The organism is Alteripontixanthobacter maritimus (genome assembly GCF_003340475.1).
Classification (GTDB): Bacteria; Pseudomonadota; Alphaproteobacteria; order Sphingomonadales; family Sphingomonadaceae; genus Alteripontixanthobacter; species Alteripontixanthobacter maritimus.
The window spans coordinates 435,402-453,056 of record NZ_QBKA01000002.1 but is presented as its reverse complement, the minus strand read 5'-3'; the positions used below and the strand labels follow the sequence as shown (position 1 = coordinate 453,056).

The following is a 17,655-nucleotide window of genomic DNA, read 5'->3' as shown; positions in this document are numbered from 1 at the left end:
ACGGTTACAGTGCTTCCGAGGCGCGAAGAATGCCTGCTTGGAAATGGATGAACGCCGTGGCAAAACCCTTGTCGTAGCAGCGGGGGTGTAAGCTGTGCTGCCTTGACCGTACTGAGACAGCGGCCCGCCCCTAAAGAAGCCTGAAATCCTGACGTCATCCAATCCTGAACCAAGAAGGACAAGCTCATGCCGAAGCGCACCACCTTGATCGCTGCCGCCACCGTCGCGGCCTGCCTCGCCGCGACAGGTTTACAAGCACAATCGACATCATCAGAAACAGATCCGGGCGCAATCGCACCCGGCTCCTTTGACCGGGTGCAGGAATGTCGCGCCATTGCCGAGCCGGATCAGCGGCTGGCCTGTTACGACGCAGCGGTGGGCGTGATGATGCAGGCGGAAGCAGCTGGCGACCTACGGATCGTCGAAGCGGACGATCTGAAGGAAACACGGCGCAGCCTGTTCGGCCTGTCGCTGCCAAAAATCGCCCTGTTCGGGAACGATGGCGACGATAAAGACGACGATACAACCATGCTGGAAACCACGGTGACCGCGGTTAACGCCTCGCGCCGTGGGCCGATTGTGTTCCGTACTGCCGAAAATGCCGTTTGGCAGATATCCAACCCGCCCAGCCGCCTGCGCGGTCCGAAGCCCGGTGATACGGTGGTTTTCAAGAAAGCCTCGCTCGGGTCGTACTTTATCCGCGTAAACGGTCAGATTGGCGTAAAGGGTCGCCGCATCGAGTAATCAACTTGCCCCAATAAAAACGACAGTGGGTGGGGCCGCACCTTTTGCGTGCTAGTTTACCTTTGGCTTGACCCTTCCTGTCGTCCATCTGTTGCGAAAGGGCAACATGCGGACGCAAACTGGTGACGTCAGGCGAAATCCGTTTGCGACTCCCGGTAGGTTAACGCATCGCTTTTCCAGCACTGCGTGGGGTGGGGCAGCAGACGATACCTTTCGTCGCGATTGTACTAGATACACGCAGATTATTGCATTTCGATTACGCCGGATTGATCCGGCATTCCGAGGGGACTGGAATTATCATGAGAAAGATTTTCAACCAGAAGGGGCGTTTCAGCGCCAGCGCCGGAATCGTCGCACTTTCGCTCGCCGCGCTCGCTACACCGGCATACGCACAGGACGTCGATCCTGATGAGGATGAAGACGAGGACCAGCAGGTCGGTGTTGACGAATCCGATCCTACGACGGTTACTCCTGGCGGTGAAACCGAACCTAGCGGTCTGATTGTGGTTTCCGGCTCGCGCATCCAGCGCCCAAACCTTGATTCGCCTGTTCCGGTGACTTCGGTTGCCGCGGAAGAACTGCTCGACGACGGTGCGCTGTCTCTTGGTGACGCGTTGAATGACCTTCCGTCGCTTCGCTCTACCTTCTCGACATCGAACTCGCAGCGTTTCATCGGCACGACCGGTGTGAACTTCCTCGATCTTCGCGGCCTGGGTACCAGTCGTACGCTTGTTCTCGTAAACAACCGCCGACATGTTACGGGTAGCGCTGGCGACTTCCGGGTCGACATCAACACCATCCCGTTCGAACTGCTGGAACGCACCGACGTGGTTACCGGTGGTTCGTCCGCCGTGTACGGTTCGGATGCCATCGCCGGGGTCGTGAACTTCATTACCAAGCGCGATTTCGAAGGTCTGGAAATCTCCGCACAGTCGGGCATTTCCGAACGCGGCGACAATGGTCGTTACACGGCCGCCATCGCAGCTGGTAAGAACTTTGCCGACGGTCGCGGCAACATCGCTGCCGTTGCTGAATACAGCAAAATTAACCGTGTTCTCAATGTACAGCGTCCAGAAATTTCTGGTGCGTTTATCGGGTTTGAAGGTTTTGTTCAGATCGATGACCTGAGTGATGAGGGCATCACGAATTCGGATGGTATCCCCGATTTCGAACTTCGCGACGGCCTGCGTCTCGACTTCATCTCGGATGGCGGTACGCTAAGGCCGTTCTGTATTTTTGGTGCTGCAGTGCAACCGCTAGCTTGTGATGCTGACGGTAACGATGTTCAGTTTCGTTTTACGCCAACCGGTGACTTGGTCCGGGAAGATAATCTGAATTTCCCCGGCACGAACAATGTGCAGGGTGGAACGGGTTCGGACTTCGGCACGATCGGTACGCTGATTCCCGATATCGAACGCTACAATATCAACCTTTTGGGTCGGTTCGATATTTCAGACGCAGTCCGTCCGTATGTTGAAGCCAAATATGCGCGCATCGAAGCGCGTGGTGCCGGCACACCATCGTTCCTGAACGGGATTTGCGGCAATCTCGGCGGTGCCGTGGGTCTTTTTGGCCGTAATGAATGTTTCGACGAACCAGCGACCCCTACATTCATTAGTTTCGATAATCCGTTCCTTACGCCTGCGGCTCGCGCCACCGCAGAAGCCATTCAAGACGAACTTCTGGTCGGCTTTGGCTTCCCACCAAACTCAGGGGCGGCCACAGGCTTCGCTATTAATCGAAACAATATTGATTTTGGTGCCCGAACCGACGTTCTGAAGCGTGAAACCTATCGTATTGTGGTTGGGGTCGAAGGCGATATCAGTTCGAACACCCGTTACGATATCTCTTTTAATTACGGTCGATTTACCAGCAGCTTGGCAGCTACCAATAACTTGGTCTTTGCTAACCTTCAAAATGCTGTGGATGCTGTTCGCGATCCGGCAACAGGTAATATTGTCTGTCGCATCAATGCTGACGCCGATGCCACCAACGACGATCCTGCTTGTGCGCCCCTTAATCTGTTTGGTGTGGGTGCGCCAAGCGCAGCTGCCCTTGATTACATCAATACTGACGCAACCCTTGACGACAAGGCTCAACAGTACAATTTGCTGGGCTTCGTTAACACGGACTCGTCCGGTTTCTTCGAACTTCCGGGTGGTCCTATTCGCGCCGTTCTCGGGGGTGAATACCGGAAGGAAACGGCTTCCTCACGACCTGACGATCTGTCGGCGACCGGCAACACCTTTTTCAATGCATTTGGTACCTTCTCCCCCCCGGATCTTGAAATTGTAGAGGCTTTCGGCGAAATCGAGTTCCCGTTGCTTGCCAATTTACCTTTTGCGGACGAGCTTACAGTTTCAGCTGCCGGGCGTGTGTCTGATTATAATTCCGGGGGTGGGCAAACCGGTACGGTTTATTCCTATAACGGCAATTTGGTTTATTCGCCCATCCCAGACCTGAGATTCCGTGCTAATTACTCCCGCGCCGTTCGGTCGCCTACTCTTTCTGATTTGTTCGCGCCATTGACACAAAACTTTGGCTTTCTAAACGATCCGTGCGATGACGAAACAATTAACTTGGGACCAGCCAGTAGGCTTATCAATTGTCGGGCGGATGGCGTGCCGGAAGGCTACGATGCGGACGGCATTACATCCAATACTGGCTTTCGGCAGCGAGGTGATGAGGCGCTTAAGGCAGAAATATCGGACAGTTATACTGTTGGTGCTATTTTTGAACCTTCGTTCTTGCCTGGTTTTGCAGCCTCGGTTGACTACTATGATATCACCGTTGAGAACGTGATTTCGCAGTTGCCGGCAAATGCGGTGCTTGCGCTGTGCTACGACGCAACGTCCCTCCAAAATCGATTTTGTGATCAGGTCAATCCAAGAGAGCCCGAGGGCGATCTGAACCAAGACAATGCCCTGACGACATTCCCGATCAACTTTGCGCGATTGGAGGCGGAAGGTATTGATTTTGACGTTCGCTATTCCAAGACATTCGATAATGATGATCGCATTTCGTTCCGCGCTCTCGCTACTCATGTATTGAAGCGTACGAACTTCCTTGATAGTACAAATCCCAATGTACCAAACGTGGTTCGCGGTGAACTTGGCGATCCCGAGTGGGCAGTAAACTTCAATGCATCGTATCGAACAGGTCCGTTTACCCTATCCTACGGACTACGTTTCTTGGATAAGCAATTTATTAATGGGTTTGAAACTACTAATTCCTTTACGGCAGCATGTGTCGAGGGCCGTGGCACCCCAGGAGTGGGCGTAATCCCCCGTACAGAAGGTTCGCCAACCTGTACCCCAGGGGAGTTGATCGTAGTACCAGCCATAAACCCAGACGCTACCGCGGAAGAATTCTACGAGGAGCGGTTCTACCATTCGCTTCGTGGTAACGTCCGGGTGAGCGACGACTTCTCGTTCTATGCCGGTGTCGATAACCTGACCGACCAGGCGCCGCCTCTGCAGCTGACCGGCTCGGGTGGTGGATCGAGTATCTATGACAATATCGGCCGTTACTTCTACGCCGGTTTCACCGCGAACTTCTAAGCCTCGCGGCATACGATAAAAGAAAGGGCCCCGGATCGCTTCCGGGGCCCTTTCTTTTGCATTGTGCAAACGTGCGTAGAGTGACGTTTGCTTAGGTTCGTCCTGGCACCAAGGCGAAACGCCGTGGTCAGGTAACGTCGATCTTGAGCTTCCCATCGCCCTCGTCGATCTTCAGCGTGCTGCCGTCAGGTATTTCACCGGCCAACAGCTTGTCCGCGAGCGGGTCCTGCAGGTAGCGTTGCACAGCGCGCTTCAGCGGGCGCGCACCGTACACCGGATCGTAACCGACACGCCCCAACCAGCGCAGCGCAGCTTCGCTGAGGTCGAGCGTAATCTTGCGGTCGCTGAGGAGCTTTTGCACGCGGCCCAGCTGGATACGGACGATCGGCACCATGTGCTCCTCAGCCAGCCGGTGGAACAGAATGATCTCGTCCAGCCGGTTCAGAAATTCGGGCCGGAAATGCCCGCGCACTGCATCCATGACCTGGGGTTCGACATCGCTGACTTTCTGCTCCGAAGTCATATTGGACAGATACTCGCTGCCCAGATTGGACGTAAGGATAATCAGCGTATTGGAGAAATCCACCACGCGCCCCTGCCCGTCGGTCAGCCGTCCGTCGTCGAGTACCTGCAACAGCACATTAAATACATCGGAATGCGCCTTCTCAACCTCGTCGAACAGCACGACCTGATAGGGCCTTCGCCGCACTGCTTCGGTCAGCACCCCGCCTTCGTCATACCCGACATAGCCCGGAGGTGCGCCGATCAGCCGGGCGACTGCGTGCTTCTCCATGAACTCGCTCATGTCGATGCGAACCATTGCGCTGTCGTCGTCGAACATGAACTCGGCAAGCGCCTTGGTTAATTCGGTCTTGCCGACGCCAGTCGGGCCGAGAAACAGGAAGCTGCCGAGCGGACGGCCAGGATCTTTAAGACCCGCACGTGCGCGGCGAACAGCCTTCGATACGGCCTCGACCGCCTTCGTCTGACCAATCACCCGTTTGCCAATCAGCTCTTCCATCTGAAGCAGCTTTTCACGTTCGCCTTCCAGCATCCGGTCGACCGGCACCCCGGTCCAACGGCTGACGACGCCGGCAATATCGTCCTCGGTCACTTCCTCGCGCAGCAGTGCATTTTCAGTGTGGCCCGACGCTTCATCCAGCTTCTTCTCAAGCTCCGGAATGGTGCCGTAGGAAAGTTCCCCCGCCTTTGCGAGATCACCGCCGCGTTGAGCCTGCTCCAGTTCAATGCGCGCCGCGTCGAGCTCTTCCTTGATCCGGCTTTCTGCATGGATCTTGTCGCGCTCGTTCTGCCAACGCGTGGTGAGTTCGGACGACTGCTGCTCCAGCTCGGACAGCTCCTTACGCAGCGCCTCCAGCCGGTCCTTCGAATTCCGGTCGCTTTCCTTGCCCAGCGCGGATTCCTCGATTTTGAGCTGGATGATGCGGCGGTCGAGGTTCTCAATTTCTTCGGGCTTGGATTCCACCTCCATCCGAATACGCGACGCTGCCTCATCCATCAGGTCGATGGCCTTGTCTGGCAGGAAGCGGTTCTGGATATAGCGATTGGAAAGCTGCGCAGCGGCGACGATCGCGCCATCTGTAATACGCACCCCGTGATGCAGTTCGTATTTGTCCTTGATGCCGCGCAGGATGGAGATCGTGTCCTCCACGCTTGGCTCGTCGATATAAACCGACTGGAAGCGGCGCTGCAGGGCCGGGTCCTTCTCGACATATTTCTGGTATTCATCCAGCGTCGTCGCGCCGATACAATGCAATTCGCCCCGGCTGAGCGCGGGTTTAAGCAAGTTGGAGGCATCCATGCTACCTTCCGACGCGCCGGCGCCGATCAGCGTGTGCATCTCGTCGATAAACAAGATGATCTGTCCGTCCGCGCCCTTCACTTCGTCAAGCACGGCCTTCAGCCGCTCTTCGAATTCGCCTCGATATTTCGCGCCAGCAATCAATGCGCCCATGTCGAGGCTCATCAGCGTGCGGCCCTTGAGGCTGTCCGGCACGTCGCCATTGGCGATGCGCAGCGCGAGGCCTTCTGCGATCGCGGTCTTGCCGGTGCCGGGCTCGCCGATCAGTGCGGGGTTGTTCTTCGTACGCCGGGCGAGGATCTGTACTGTGCGGCGGATTTCCTCGTCGCGGCCGATAACCGGGTCGAGCTTGCCCTCGCGCGCGGCCTCGGTCAGGTCGCGGGCGTATTTTTTCATCGCGTCGTAGGATTCTTCGGCATTCGCGCTGTCTGCCGTGCGACCGCCGCGCAATTCGGTAATGGCGGTTTCCAGCGCCTTCGCGTCGACATTCGCAGCTTGCAAGGCCTTGCCCGCTGCCGTGGTGGTAGCAAGCGCCAGCGCAACCAGCAGCCGTTCGACGGTCACGTAGGCATCGCCCGACTTTTCGGCGATCTGTTCCGCCTGGTCGAGCACGCGCACCGCGTCATTGTCCAACCCCGGTGTCGCCTGTGCCCCGCCGCCACTGACGACAGGTATTTTGGCGAGCGCGGCGTCCACCTCGTCCTCTACCGCGCGCGGATTGCCGCCCGCTCGTGCGACCAGCCCGCTCGCCATGCCTTCGGCATCCTCGATCATCGCCTTCAACAGATGCGAAGGCGTAATGCGCTGGTGGCTCATGCGGATAGCGACCGTTTGCGCCGCTTGGAGGAAGCCTTTCGCTCGGTCGGTAAATTTTTCCATGTTCATGTAGAATCGTCCCTCATGTCTGCCCACACGATATAGTGTTGCTATATTGCAACACAAGCTATGGTCGACCGAATAACACCGATATGGGGCCAAGTTTTTCATGAGCCAAGCAGAGGTCGGCGCGCGACGTCACGGTTTTCGACCAACTGTATGCTTCACCGGACGGACGAACCGCGTTAGGGTCGCGGCGGAGAGAGGTATTTACGATGCGCAAATGGTTGGCCCGGGGTGGATTTGCCCTGCTGGCACTGGTGCTGGCCGTATTGGTCGGGTTGATGGTCTGGGAGCCGCTAGCCGCTGATCGCGGCACGCCTCCTCCCAAAGGTACCTACCAGGCCGAAATTATTCGCGACGAATTCGGCGTGCCGCATATTTACGGCAAAACCGATGCAGACGTGGCTTACGGCGTGGCCATCGCCCATTCGGAGGATGACTTCTCCACGCTGCAGGACGTCGCTGCGATGACGCGCGGCCGTTACGGAGCGATTGCGGGCGAAGATGGCGCGCAGGTCGATTATCTCTACCATTTGCTCGACGCGCGCGGCACGGCCCAGCGCAATTACGCTTCCGTCCCGGCAGATACCCGTGCGCTGTTCGAAGCTTACGCCGCTGGCATGAACGACTTCGCCACGCAGAATCCCGGCGAAGTAAAACTCGACCGGCTGTTTCCATTGGACGGCGAAGACATCGCAACCGGCTTCGCCTTGCGCCAGCCACTGTTCTTTGGCCTTGGCAACACTATCGGGCCGCTGGTGGCGGGTGAAAAGCTGAACCGCGAGCAAGGCCCGCCGATCCCGCAAAAGTCACCTAATATCGACGAACCCGCGCCGGAAAGCGTGCGTCCAGCACCACCCATTGCGCACACGCAAGCGAGCGGCCGAACGCGCCCGCTACCGCTTCATGCGGGCGAGAACGCTGCTTTTGCAGGCTCCAACGCTTTTGCCATCGCACCTGAAAAATCGGGCGATGGTGTGACGCGGCTGGTTTCCAACAGCCACCAGCCGTGGCGCGGCGGTGTCGCCTGGTACGAACTGGTCGTGGAAAGCGGCGAAGGCTGGCATTATGCGGGCGCGAACTTCCCCGGCAGCCCCTTCCCCTTTCTTGGTCATAACGAGCATCTGGGCTGGACCAACACAGTGAACCAGCCAGATATGGTAGACGTGTATCGGCTGGAGATGAGCGACGATGGCAGCCAGTACCGGTTGGACGGGGAATGGCGCGATCTTGAAACCAGGACCGTTACCCTGCCCGTCCGCTTCGGCCCGGTCGTGCTTCCGGTACGGCGCGACATCCTCCGCAGCGTGCATGGCCCGGTCATTGCCAACGACAATGGCCACTTTGCCATCCGTTATGGCGGGATGGATTCGCTCGGCGCGCTGGACGCCTATTACCGCATGAACAAGGCCACTAGCTTCGCCGAATGGGAAGCGATCCTGGCGCGGCTCGACGTGCCAAGCACCAATTTCATCTATGCCGACGAGGCCGGGAACATCGGCTATTACTACAACGCCGCGATACCCGACCGTCCCGCCACGATTGCGGGGAAGCGTCCCGACTGGCGCGGCATATTGCCGGGTAACGACAGCGCGCTGATATGGAACGGCACCGTCGATTTCGAGGCTTTGCCGCAAGTGGTCAATCCGGCCAGCGGCTGGGTCTTCAACGCCAACAACCGACCGGACAATGCAGCAGGTCCGGGCAGCGATGTGACCTTCACCGACTTTGCCCCGGAAATGGGGATCGAGCTGCGCGATACCAACCGCGCGCGGCGGGCGGCCAGGCTTATGGCGGAGGCTGATGTGATCGACCGCGAAACCCTCGAACGGATTAAGTACGACACCGGCTACGATCGCAGCGGCTATGTCGCCGATATGCTGGATGCGGTCGCAGCGCTCGATCTGAAGGACGGTTCGCGGCTGGCCCAAGCGCAAGCGCTGCTCAATGGCTGGGATTTGTTTGCAGACAATGTCGGACGCGGCGACGCGCTCGCCCTGCTGATGATCCGCCCATATATGGGTGCGGATTACCAGAACGGCACGATACCCGATGTACGCGAAGAATTGCAGCGGTCCGCCGATCACTTGATGGAGCATTTCGGCAGGCTAGATCCACCAATGTCGAAACTGCTGCGATTGCGTCAGGGTTCGGGCGATAACCGGGTCGATTTGCCGCTGGATGGCGGCTCCGATACATTGCGGGCCAGTACTCTATGGGATGTGGATGATGATGGCCGCTTGTCGGTTCGCCATGGCGACAGTTTCATCCAGTTCGTGGAATGGAAGGACGGCGAATTGCTGAAGTCGGAATCCATCCAGCCTTATGGCGCCGCCACAACCCGTCCGAACAGCCTGCACTATGCCGATCAAGCGTCGCTTTTTGTCCAGCACAAGCTGAAGCCCGTGCGGTTCTACCGCGCCGATGTGCTGAAGAACGCGGTTAGTCGAAAAATCGTCCGCCATCGCTGACCCGGAAACTACCGTTATGCCCTGCACCCTGCCCTGCACCCCGCCTTATAACTTCGAGGAAACATCATGCGTTTGAAACTCGCCCTGTCCGCCAGCGTCGCCGCGCTGTCCCTTGCCGGATGCGCCACCGTTCCCGCTGATAAAACCGCCACCAGCGCCGCAATCGCAGATGCAGCGGTGGCGGATACAGCCCCTGTTTCACAGGAACCGGCCGATCTGGCCGCGCTCACTGCGCAGGTTGACCTCCCGCACGAGAAGTTCGTGCTCGATAACGGTTTGACAGTGGTAACGCATACGGATCGCAAGGCCCCCGTGGTCGCCCTGTCCGTGTGGTACGATGTCGGCTCCAAGCACGAACCGAAGGGCAAGACCGGGTTCGCGCATCTGTTCGAACATCTGATGTTCAACGGGACGGAGAACGCGCCGGCTGATTTCTTCGAATATCTGCGCCAGATCGGTGCCACCGGCACCAACGGCACCACCAATGCCGACCGCACGAACTATTTCGAAACGGTGCCGACCGGCGCGCTGGAAACCGGACTGATGCTGGAAAGCGACCGGATGGGTTATTTGCTTGGCGCGGTTACACAGGAAGTGCTCGATAACCAGCGCGGCGTGGTCCAGAACGAGAAACGCCAGGGCGACAACCAGCCATACGGCCTGCTGCGTTACGAAATCTTCGAAAACCTCTTCCCCAAGGGCCACCCCTACCACCACTCCACCATTGGCTCGATGGACGATCTGAACGCCGCCACCATGGACGATGTGCAGACCTGGTTCCGCGACCATTACGGCCCGAACAACGCGGTGCTGGTGCTATCGGGCGACATCGATGCTGCTACTGCGCGCCCACTGGTCGAAAAATGGTTCGGCGACATTCCGCGCGGTCCCGAAGTGGTCGATCCCGAAGTCACCATACCCACCCTGCCTGCAGACAAGGAAGTGGTCACAACCGACCAGATCTCCACCACCCGTATCTACCGCATGTGGACCACGCCGGGCGAAACCGATCCTGAAAGCGTGCCGCTACAATTGGCCGGCGCGGTGCTAGGCGGCCTCAGCAGTTCGCGTCTTGACGACGAGCTGGTGCGCAACGACCCCGTCGCCACCTCCGTTTCCGCGTTCCAGTTCGGTCTGGAAGACGCCGGTGCCTTCATTATCCAAGCCGACGTAAAGCCCGGTGTGGACCCCGCCGAAGTGGCGTCCAAGCTGGATGCTCAAATCGCGGATTTCATTGCCAAAGGTCCGACCGAAGACGAATTGCTGCGCGCCAAGACCGTGACCATCGCCGGCGTTATCCGCGGACTGGAGTCGGTCGGCGGCTTCGGCGGCAAGGCCCCCGTCTTGGCCGAGGGTGAGCTGTATCACGGCAACCCTGCCCACCTCACTACGGTACTGGCGCAAAGCGCGGCTACGACGCCTGCCGCCGTCACGGCAGCAATGCGCAAATGGCTAACCCGCCCGGTATTCAAGCTGGTGATGAACCCCGGCGAACGCACCGAAGGCGGTGAAAACCGAGGTGGTGCGATCGTAGACCCGATCGCCTCCGGCACGCTGGGCATGGAGTTCTATTGTCAGCCCACCTCCCGTGAATGCGACGAGCTTGCGATGGGCACCATGTTGCAACAGGTCGATCGCAGCACCGTTCCCGAACCGAAAGCACTGACCGGGCTGGACTTTCCCGATATCGAACGCACCACGCTGTCGAATGGCATGGACGTGTACTTCGCACGCCGCGATGCCATACCGGCGGTCACCGTGCGCGTGACATTCGATGCAGGCTACACGGCCGATCCGATGGACGGTCTGGGCACGCAATCGGTGCTGCTCAGCCTGATGGACGAAGGGACGGCTACCAAGTCGTCCTCGGAGCTGGCCATCGCGCAGGAGCGGTTGGGTGCTTCGATCAACGGCTTCGCGGATGCCGACTGGACCTCGTTCCAGCTGTCTGCGCTGTCGCCCAATCTGGCGCCTTCGCTCGATCTGCTGGCGGAGTATATCCGTCAGCCCGCACTCGCCCCTGCCGATCTGGAACGGGTTCGCGCGCAGCAACTGAACCGGCTATCGTCGGAATTGAAATCGCCCAACAGCATCGCCAGCCGCGCGCTTGCGCCGCTGGTCTTCGGTGACCACCCTTACGCCATTCCCAGTTCCGGCCGGGGTAACAAGGATGTGGTGGAAGGGCTGACCCGCACCGATCTGCTGGCGTTCCACAACACATGGCTACGACCCGACAATGCGAAGGTCTTCGTTGTGGGCGACACCACGCTGCGCGAAGTCACCGCATTGCTCGAACGGACATTCGGTGACTGGCAGGCGCCGCCCCAGCCCCTCCCGACCAAGAACTTCGACGTGGCGATCCCCGATCCGGAACCGCGCGTGGTGCTGATCGACCGGCCCAACTCGCCGCAATCGGTCATTACAGCGGCGCGTGTCCTGAACCTCAAGGGGACCGATGACACCGTGCTGGCACGAGCCGCCAATGAGGCATTTGGCGGCAACTTCCTCAGCCGGATTAACATGAACCTGCGCGAGACCAAGGGCTGGTCCTATGGCGTTCGCAGCTCCGTGAGCAGTGGGACGGACCGCCTCGCCATGTTCATCAGTGCACCGGTCCAGGCTGATCGCACAGCCGATTCCCTCGCCGAACTACGCAAGGACCTGACCGAGTTCACGACGACCAAGGGCGTGACGGCACAGGAACTGCAAGGCATCGTAAACAGCAATGTGCGCGAGCTACCTGGACAGTTCGAGACCTCCGGCGGAGTGCTGGCGGGTCTCGTCAATATCGTGAAGTATGGCCGCGACGACACCTATTACGAGGATCTGGCGGACCGCTACCGTGCTATCACCGCAGCCGAGCTCGATCAGATCGCCCGCAGCGAGTTCGTCGAGAGCGACCTTGTCTTCGTGGTGGTGGGTGACAAGGACGTTGTCGCACCGCAGCTGGAAGCACTCGATCTGCCGCTGGAAATTCGCGAAGCCGAATAATCCTTGCCAAACCGGCGCGCGCCGCGACCAAATGCGGAACGATGGCGCGCGTCGGTAATTGACACTAATGTAAGCACGGCCGATGAGGCTGGCGCATACGACCTATTATACACCCTTTTCAAAGGAGACTTCCATGTCCGTAGCCGGAACCTATGATTGCGTAACCAAGAGTCCGATGGGCGACCAGAAGAGCACCTTCACCGTAGTCCCCGGCGATGACGGCAAGACCTTCACCGGCACCAATGCCGGCCAGATGGGCAGCATGGAAGTCGAAGACGGCAAGATCGACGGCGACAAGCTGATGTGGAAAATGAACATGACGGTCCCGATGCCGATGACGCTCGATTGCGAAGCGACAGTGAACGGCGACCAGTTGACCGGCAACGTCAACGCAGGCGCTTTCGGCTCCATGCCGATGACCGGCGAACGCCAGGGCTGAGCCTGACGCGACACGATTAGCGAAAAAGCCCGCCGGGAGTGATTCCGGCGGGCTTTTTTGTTGCTGCACCAATGCCCGCTCACAACCCAAAGCCGGACATTTACGGGTGCGAATATAATCTTTAAGACTGATAGCCTGTCGATCGGATAAGAAAGGCGTGCGGCCGTGATGAAACATTTGCGAGTAATGTGCGCACTGTTCGCTGCGGTATCGACAGGTCCAGTATATGCACAGGTCCCGGCGATTGATCTTCGCGGCGTGGATGAAGTCCTAACCGTCGAGCCTACTCAGGTGATGGTGCTGGGCTCGGCGCATCTTACAGCGATCGACGGTCTCGAGCCGCGGCATATCGAGCCTCTGCTCGATCGGCTAGCCCGGTACGATCCTACGGTCATCACTATCGAGGGGATGCCGGGTGAAACGTGCGAGATGATGCGCACCTACCCGTCCGAATATTCAGCCGCGATAGAGAACTACTGCCAAGATCCCGCACCGTTTCGCGCGGAGTCCGGGCTTGACGCGGCTGAAGCAGCTGCGCGGGTTCGCACGATGCTGTGGGAATGGTCAGAAAGACCTGAACCGAACGAGCGCCGCCAGTTGGCGGCAGCGTTCTTGGCTGCAGGCGAACCTTACTCCGCCCTTGTGCAGTGGTGGAGACTCGATGAAAGCGAACGGCGTATCGGCGATGGGCTAGGTCTGGCATCGGTTGCTTTCCTTGAAAAACGCTCGGCTTCGATGAATGAAAGCAGTCAGATTGCGGCACGCCTCGCTGCAAGGTTAGGATTGGAGCAAGTATTTACGGCCGACGATCACAGTTCCGATCGCGTGCTGGCACCGTATGGCGATGCATTATGGGCTCGGATGGGTGCCATTTGGGCTACGAACGATCCCGCTTCGAAAGAAGGCTATGTGCAATCGGGTAAAGATATCGCCGCGGGTAACATCTTCGCCGCCTACCGTTTTTACAACAGCCCGGAAACGCAGCGCGCAGCAATCGACAACGATTTTCGCAAGGCCATGAACGACAGCGAAGGCACGCAATATGGCCGCGCTTACAACAGCTGGTATCAGGTTCGGAACCTGCGAATGGTTTCTCATATCGTCGCAGCCGGAGCGACCAAACCAGGGGGGCGCGTATTGTCGGTGGTCGGCGCGTCGCACAAACCTTATTTCGAGAGCTATCTCGATCTTATGCATGATATCGAGCTTATCAGTACGGATACGATATTGAACTGAGAGCCCGCCGATAAGCGCAGGACGCTCGTGCTGCCGAAAGTCGGCAACTGGCTCTCGACTGTCCCCCAAAAACAGTCCGCTGCCCGCTCAACAGCGCCTAAACATTCGCCTACCCCAGCTTCGCACGCAACAATTCGTTCACGACCTGCGGGTTGGCTTTGCCCTGCATGGCCTTCATTGTCTGCCCGACGAAGAAACCGAACAGCTTGTCCTTGCCGGCCTTATACTGTTCGACCTTATCCTGATTGGCAGCGAGGATCTTGTCGATTTCTGCCTCGATAGCGCCGGTATCGCTTTGCTGTTTCAGCCCTTCGATGTCGGCAATTTCGGCCGGATCGCGGCCGGTCTTGAGGAGGATTTCGTAGATTTCCTTGGACTGGCCACCACTGACTTCACCGCTTTCGACCAGTTTCAGGATCTGCGCCTGCGCGGCGGCGGTGTTGTGCTCCAGCTGCGCTTCCTCGCCCAGCGACTTGATAACGCCAGGTGCGACGGACAGCGTCCAGTTCGCGACTTGCGTGGCCACGTCCGATTCCGGTTTGCCGAGCGCCTTGGAAGTCTCGGCCAGCAGAGTTTCGAAGCGTGCGAAAGTTTCCACTTCGCTTGTCAATTGCGCGGCGTTGTAATCGTTCATACCGAGCTCGCCGGTGTATCGAGCGCGCTTGGCGTCGGGCAGTTCAGGCAGACTTTCGCGACATTCGGTCAGGAACGCGTCGTCCAGCTCCACTGGCAACAGGTCCGGGTCGGGAAAATAACGGTAATCATGCGCGTCTTCCTTGGAGCGCATGGATCGGGTTTCGTTGCGGTCGGGATCGTAAAGTCGCGTTTCCTGCATCACCGTGCCGCCATCCTCAATCAGGTCGACCTGCCGGCACGCTTCGCCCTCGATTACTGCCATCACGAAGCGGACCGAGTTCACGTTTTTGGTTTCCGTGCGCGTGCCCAATTCCTTCGCCCCGACCTTTCTGACCGAAACATTCACGTCCGCGCGCATGGAGCCCTGCTCCATATTGCCGTCGCAACTGCCGACATAGCGCAGGATGGAGCGCAGCTTGCGCACATAGGCTCCGGCCTCTGCTGGCGAGGTCATGTGCGGCATGGAAACGATTTCCATCAATGCCACACCGCTGCGGTTGAGATCGACATAGGACATGGTGGGATGCTGATCGTGCATCAACTTACCGGCATCCTGTTCGACATGAATGCGCTCGATTCCAATCACCTTGTCGGCGGGGATGCCGGCTTTTTCGTCGGCCTCGATGGTCAGCTGCCCCTCGCCCACGATGGGGTGGTACAGCTGGCTGACCTGGTAGCCCTGCGGAAGATCGGCATAAAAATAGTTTTTGCGGTCGAACCGGCTCCAGGCGTTGATCTGCGCCTCGATCGCCATGCCGGTACGCACCGCCTGGCGGATGCATTCGCGGTTTGGCACAGGCAGCATTCCGGGCATCGCTGCGTCGACGAGGCTGACCTGCGTGTTGGGCTCCGCCCCGAATTCGGTGGAAGCGCCGGAGAACAGCTTGGCGTTGGACGTGACCTGCGCATGGACCTCGAGGCCGATCACGACCTCCCATTCGCCGGTTTCGCCGTGGATGCGGTAGCTAGTCATCGTTTTTCAAATTTCCGTCTGCGTCGAAACGTGCCTCGCCATGAGGAATGCGTTTTTCCAGATACCGCGCGAGCAGGAACACCGCGGGTACTGAGAACGAAAGTAACAGACCCCAGATCACCACCACTTCTCCGCCCGCGCGGTAAAGCCGGCGCGTTGTTCAAGTGCCAGCCCGGCGTCCAGCACAGCCTGCTCGTCGAGCGGCTTGCCGATGATCTGCAAGCCCAGCGGCAGCCCATCTGCGTTCACGTCGACCGGCACGCTCATCGCAGGCAAGCCAGCAAGTGACGCTGGCACAGCGAACACGTCGTTCAAATACATCCCGATGGGATCGTCGTCCTTTGAACCCAACGGAAAACTCGCGGATGGCGTGGTCGGCGCGAGGATCAGGTCGCAATGCTCCCACGCCCGCTCGAAATCGCGAGCGACCAGCGCGCGGACCTTTTGCGCCTGCGTGTAATAGGCGTCGTAGAAGCCGGCGCTCAGCACATAAGTGCCGATCAGAACGCGGCGCTTGACCTCGTCGCCAAACCCAGCGGCGCGGGTCGCGGCGTACATGTCCTGCAAGCCTGCGCCTTCCGGCAGATCGCGCAGGCCATACCGTACCCCGTCATAGCGGGCGAGATTGCTGGAGGCTTCGGCGGGCGCGATGATGTAATAGCCGGGCAGCGCGTATTTCGTGTGCGGCAGGCTGACATCGACGATTTCGGCCCCGGCATCGCGCAGCATCTGCTTGCCCTGCTCCCAGCTTGCCTCGATCTCGGCGTCCATCCCGTCCATCCGGTATTCGCGTGCGATGCCCACCCGCTTGCCCTTGAGGTCGGCATTCAATGCAGCTTCCCAATCGGGCACGGGCTCGTCGAGGCTGGTGGAATCCTTCGGGTCGAAGCCTGCCATCGCGCCCAACATGATCGCGCAATCGCGAACGGTCCGCGCCATCGGCCCGGCCTGGTCGAGGCTGCTGGCAAACGCCACCACGCCCCAACGGCTGCACCGGCCATAGGTCGGCTTGATACCGCAAATTCCGGCAAAGGCAGCCGGCTGGCGGATCGAGCCGCCGGTATCGGTACCGGTAGCTGCGGGGGCCAGTCGTGCGGCAACAGCGGTGGACGATCCGCCAGAGGAACCGCCGGGGCTCATGGCTTCGTTCCCGCCACCGGCTTTCCTCCAGGGCGATGTCACATTACCGAAATAGGACGTTTCGTTGGAGGACCCCATCGCAAACTGGTCGAGATTGAGCTTGCCCAGCATGGTTGCGCCCGCGCTCCACAGATTGTGGCTGACGGTGCTTTCATATTCGGGCGTGAAACCTTCGAGGATATGGCTGGCGGCGGTGGTCTGCACGCCGCGCGTGGCGAACAGGTCCTTCATGCCGATCGGCACTCCGCCCATCACGCCCAGATCCTTACCCGCGGCGCGGTCCGCATCGACCAGCGCGGCCGCTTTCAAGGCAATTTCCGGCGTCTTGACGATAAACGCGTTGAGGGCGTCCGCTGCGGCGACATTTGCGTTGAAGGCCTCGGCTGCTTCGACAGCGGTGAAGTCACCCGCGCGGATACCATCGCGCAATTCGGCGACGGTGAGTTCGGTAAGGTCGGTCATTATTCGATCACCTTGGGCACGCCGAAGAAGCCGTGTTCTGCGGCAGGAGCGTTGGCGAGAACCTTGCCCTGCACGCCCCCGCCGGTCAGCGGATCGGCGTCGATCACGTCATCGCGCAGGCGCTGCGCCATGGGCATGACAGCGGTCATCGGTTCGACTTCGGACACGTCGACCTCGCCCAGCTGTTCCACCCAGCCAAGGATGTTGTTGAGTTCCGGCACCATGCGTTCCAGTTCGGCGTCGCCCATCGCGATGCGGGCCAAGCTGGCGATCTTGGCGACCTGCGCCTTGTCCACGGACAT

At 59.2% G+C, this 17,655-nt stretch carries 10 protein-coding genes; 6 read left to right on the top strand and 4 right to left on the bottom strand.

The features are described from left to right. The first annotated feature begins 186 nt into the window (after window positions 1–186). Both HME9302_RS02290 and HME9302_RS02285 read left to right on the top strand, forming a co-directional pair. Entirely contained in the window at window positions 187–744 is a 558-nt protein-coding gene (locus HME9302_RS02290) for a hypothetical protein (protein ID WP_115365668.1), read from the top strand. 299 nt (window positions 745–1,043) lie between these two features. After that, the gene (locus HME9302_RS02285) at window positions 1,044–4,304 is read left to right on the top strand and encodes a TonB-dependent receptor domain-containing protein (protein ID WP_147270747.1); all 3,261 of its coding nucleotides are present in this window, start codon (window positions 1,044–1,046) and stop codon (window positions 4,302–4,304) included. A 127-nt stretch (window positions 4,305–4,431) separates the two neighbouring features. Here HME9302_RS02285 and clpB read toward each other — a convergent pair whose 3' ends face one another. Then, window positions 4,432–7,011 (bottom strand): ATP-dependent chaperone ClpB, encoded by a 2,580-nt coding sequence (gene clpB / locus HME9302_RS02280; protein WP_115365666.1) that lies wholly within the window; start codon window positions 7,009–7,011, stop codon window positions 4,432–4,434. A 206-nt stretch (window positions 7,012–7,217) separates the two neighbouring features. On the opposite strand from clpB, the gene HME9302_RS02275 reads away from it, so the two are divergent. The 4 genes from HME9302_RS02275 (at window position 7,218) to HME9302_RS02260 (ending at window position 14,142) form a co-directional block, all read left to right on the top strand. Continuing rightward, a complete protein-coding gene (locus HME9302_RS02275; RefSeq protein ID WP_115365665.1) occupies window positions 7,218–9,476 on the top strand; it encodes an acylase in 2,259 nt (752 codons plus the stop codon). A 66-nt stretch (window positions 9,477–9,542) separates the two neighbouring features. After that, on the top strand, window positions 9,543–12,467 hold the full coding sequence (locus tag HME9302_RS02270) for a M16 family metallopeptidase (protein WP_115365664.1): 2,925 nt from the start codon (window positions 9,543–9,545) through the stop codon (window positions 12,465–12,467). Between the two features lie 133 nt (window positions 12,468–12,600). After that, window positions 12,601–12,906, top strand: coding sequence for a hypothetical protein (locus HME9302_RS02265; protein ID WP_115365663.1), 306 nt, complete (start codon window positions 12,601–12,603; stop codon window positions 12,904–12,906). A gap of 186 nt (window positions 12,907–13,092) precedes the next feature. Next, window positions 13,093–14,142, top strand: a complete 1,050-nt coding sequence (locus tag HME9302_RS02260; protein WP_115365662.1) for a DUF5694 domain-containing protein — start codon at window positions 13,093–13,095, stop codon at window positions 14,140–14,142. A 109-nt stretch (window positions 14,143–14,251) separates the two neighbouring features. Here the strand turns inward: HME9302_RS02260 and gatB are convergent, their stop codons facing one another. The 3 genes from gatB to gatC all read right to left on the bottom strand — a co-directional run bounded on the left by gatB (window position 14,252) and on the right by gatC (window position 17,655). Then, window positions 14,252–15,751 carry an Asp-tRNA(Asn)/Glu-tRNA(Gln) amidotransferase subunit GatB gene (gatB, locus tag HME9302_RS02255; protein ID WP_115365661.1) on the bottom strand — a complete coding sequence of 500 codons (1,500 nt, stop codon included), beginning with the start codon at window positions 15,749–15,751 and terminating at the stop codon, window positions 14,252–14,254. A gap of 117 nt (window positions 15,752–15,868) precedes the next feature. Further along, a complete protein-coding gene (gene gatA / locus HME9302_RS02250; protein ID WP_115365660.1) occupies window positions 15,869–17,353 on the bottom strand; it encodes an Asp-tRNA(Asn)/Glu-tRNA(Gln) amidotransferase subunit GatA in 1,485 nt (494 codons plus the stop codon). Next, entirely contained in the window at window positions 17,353–17,655 is a 303-nt protein-coding gene (gene gatC / locus HME9302_RS02245; protein ID WP_115365659.1) for an Asp-tRNA(Asn)/Glu-tRNA(Gln) amidotransferase subunit GatC, read from the bottom strand. The genes gatA and gatC overlap by 1 nt, the downstream gene beginning before the upstream one ends.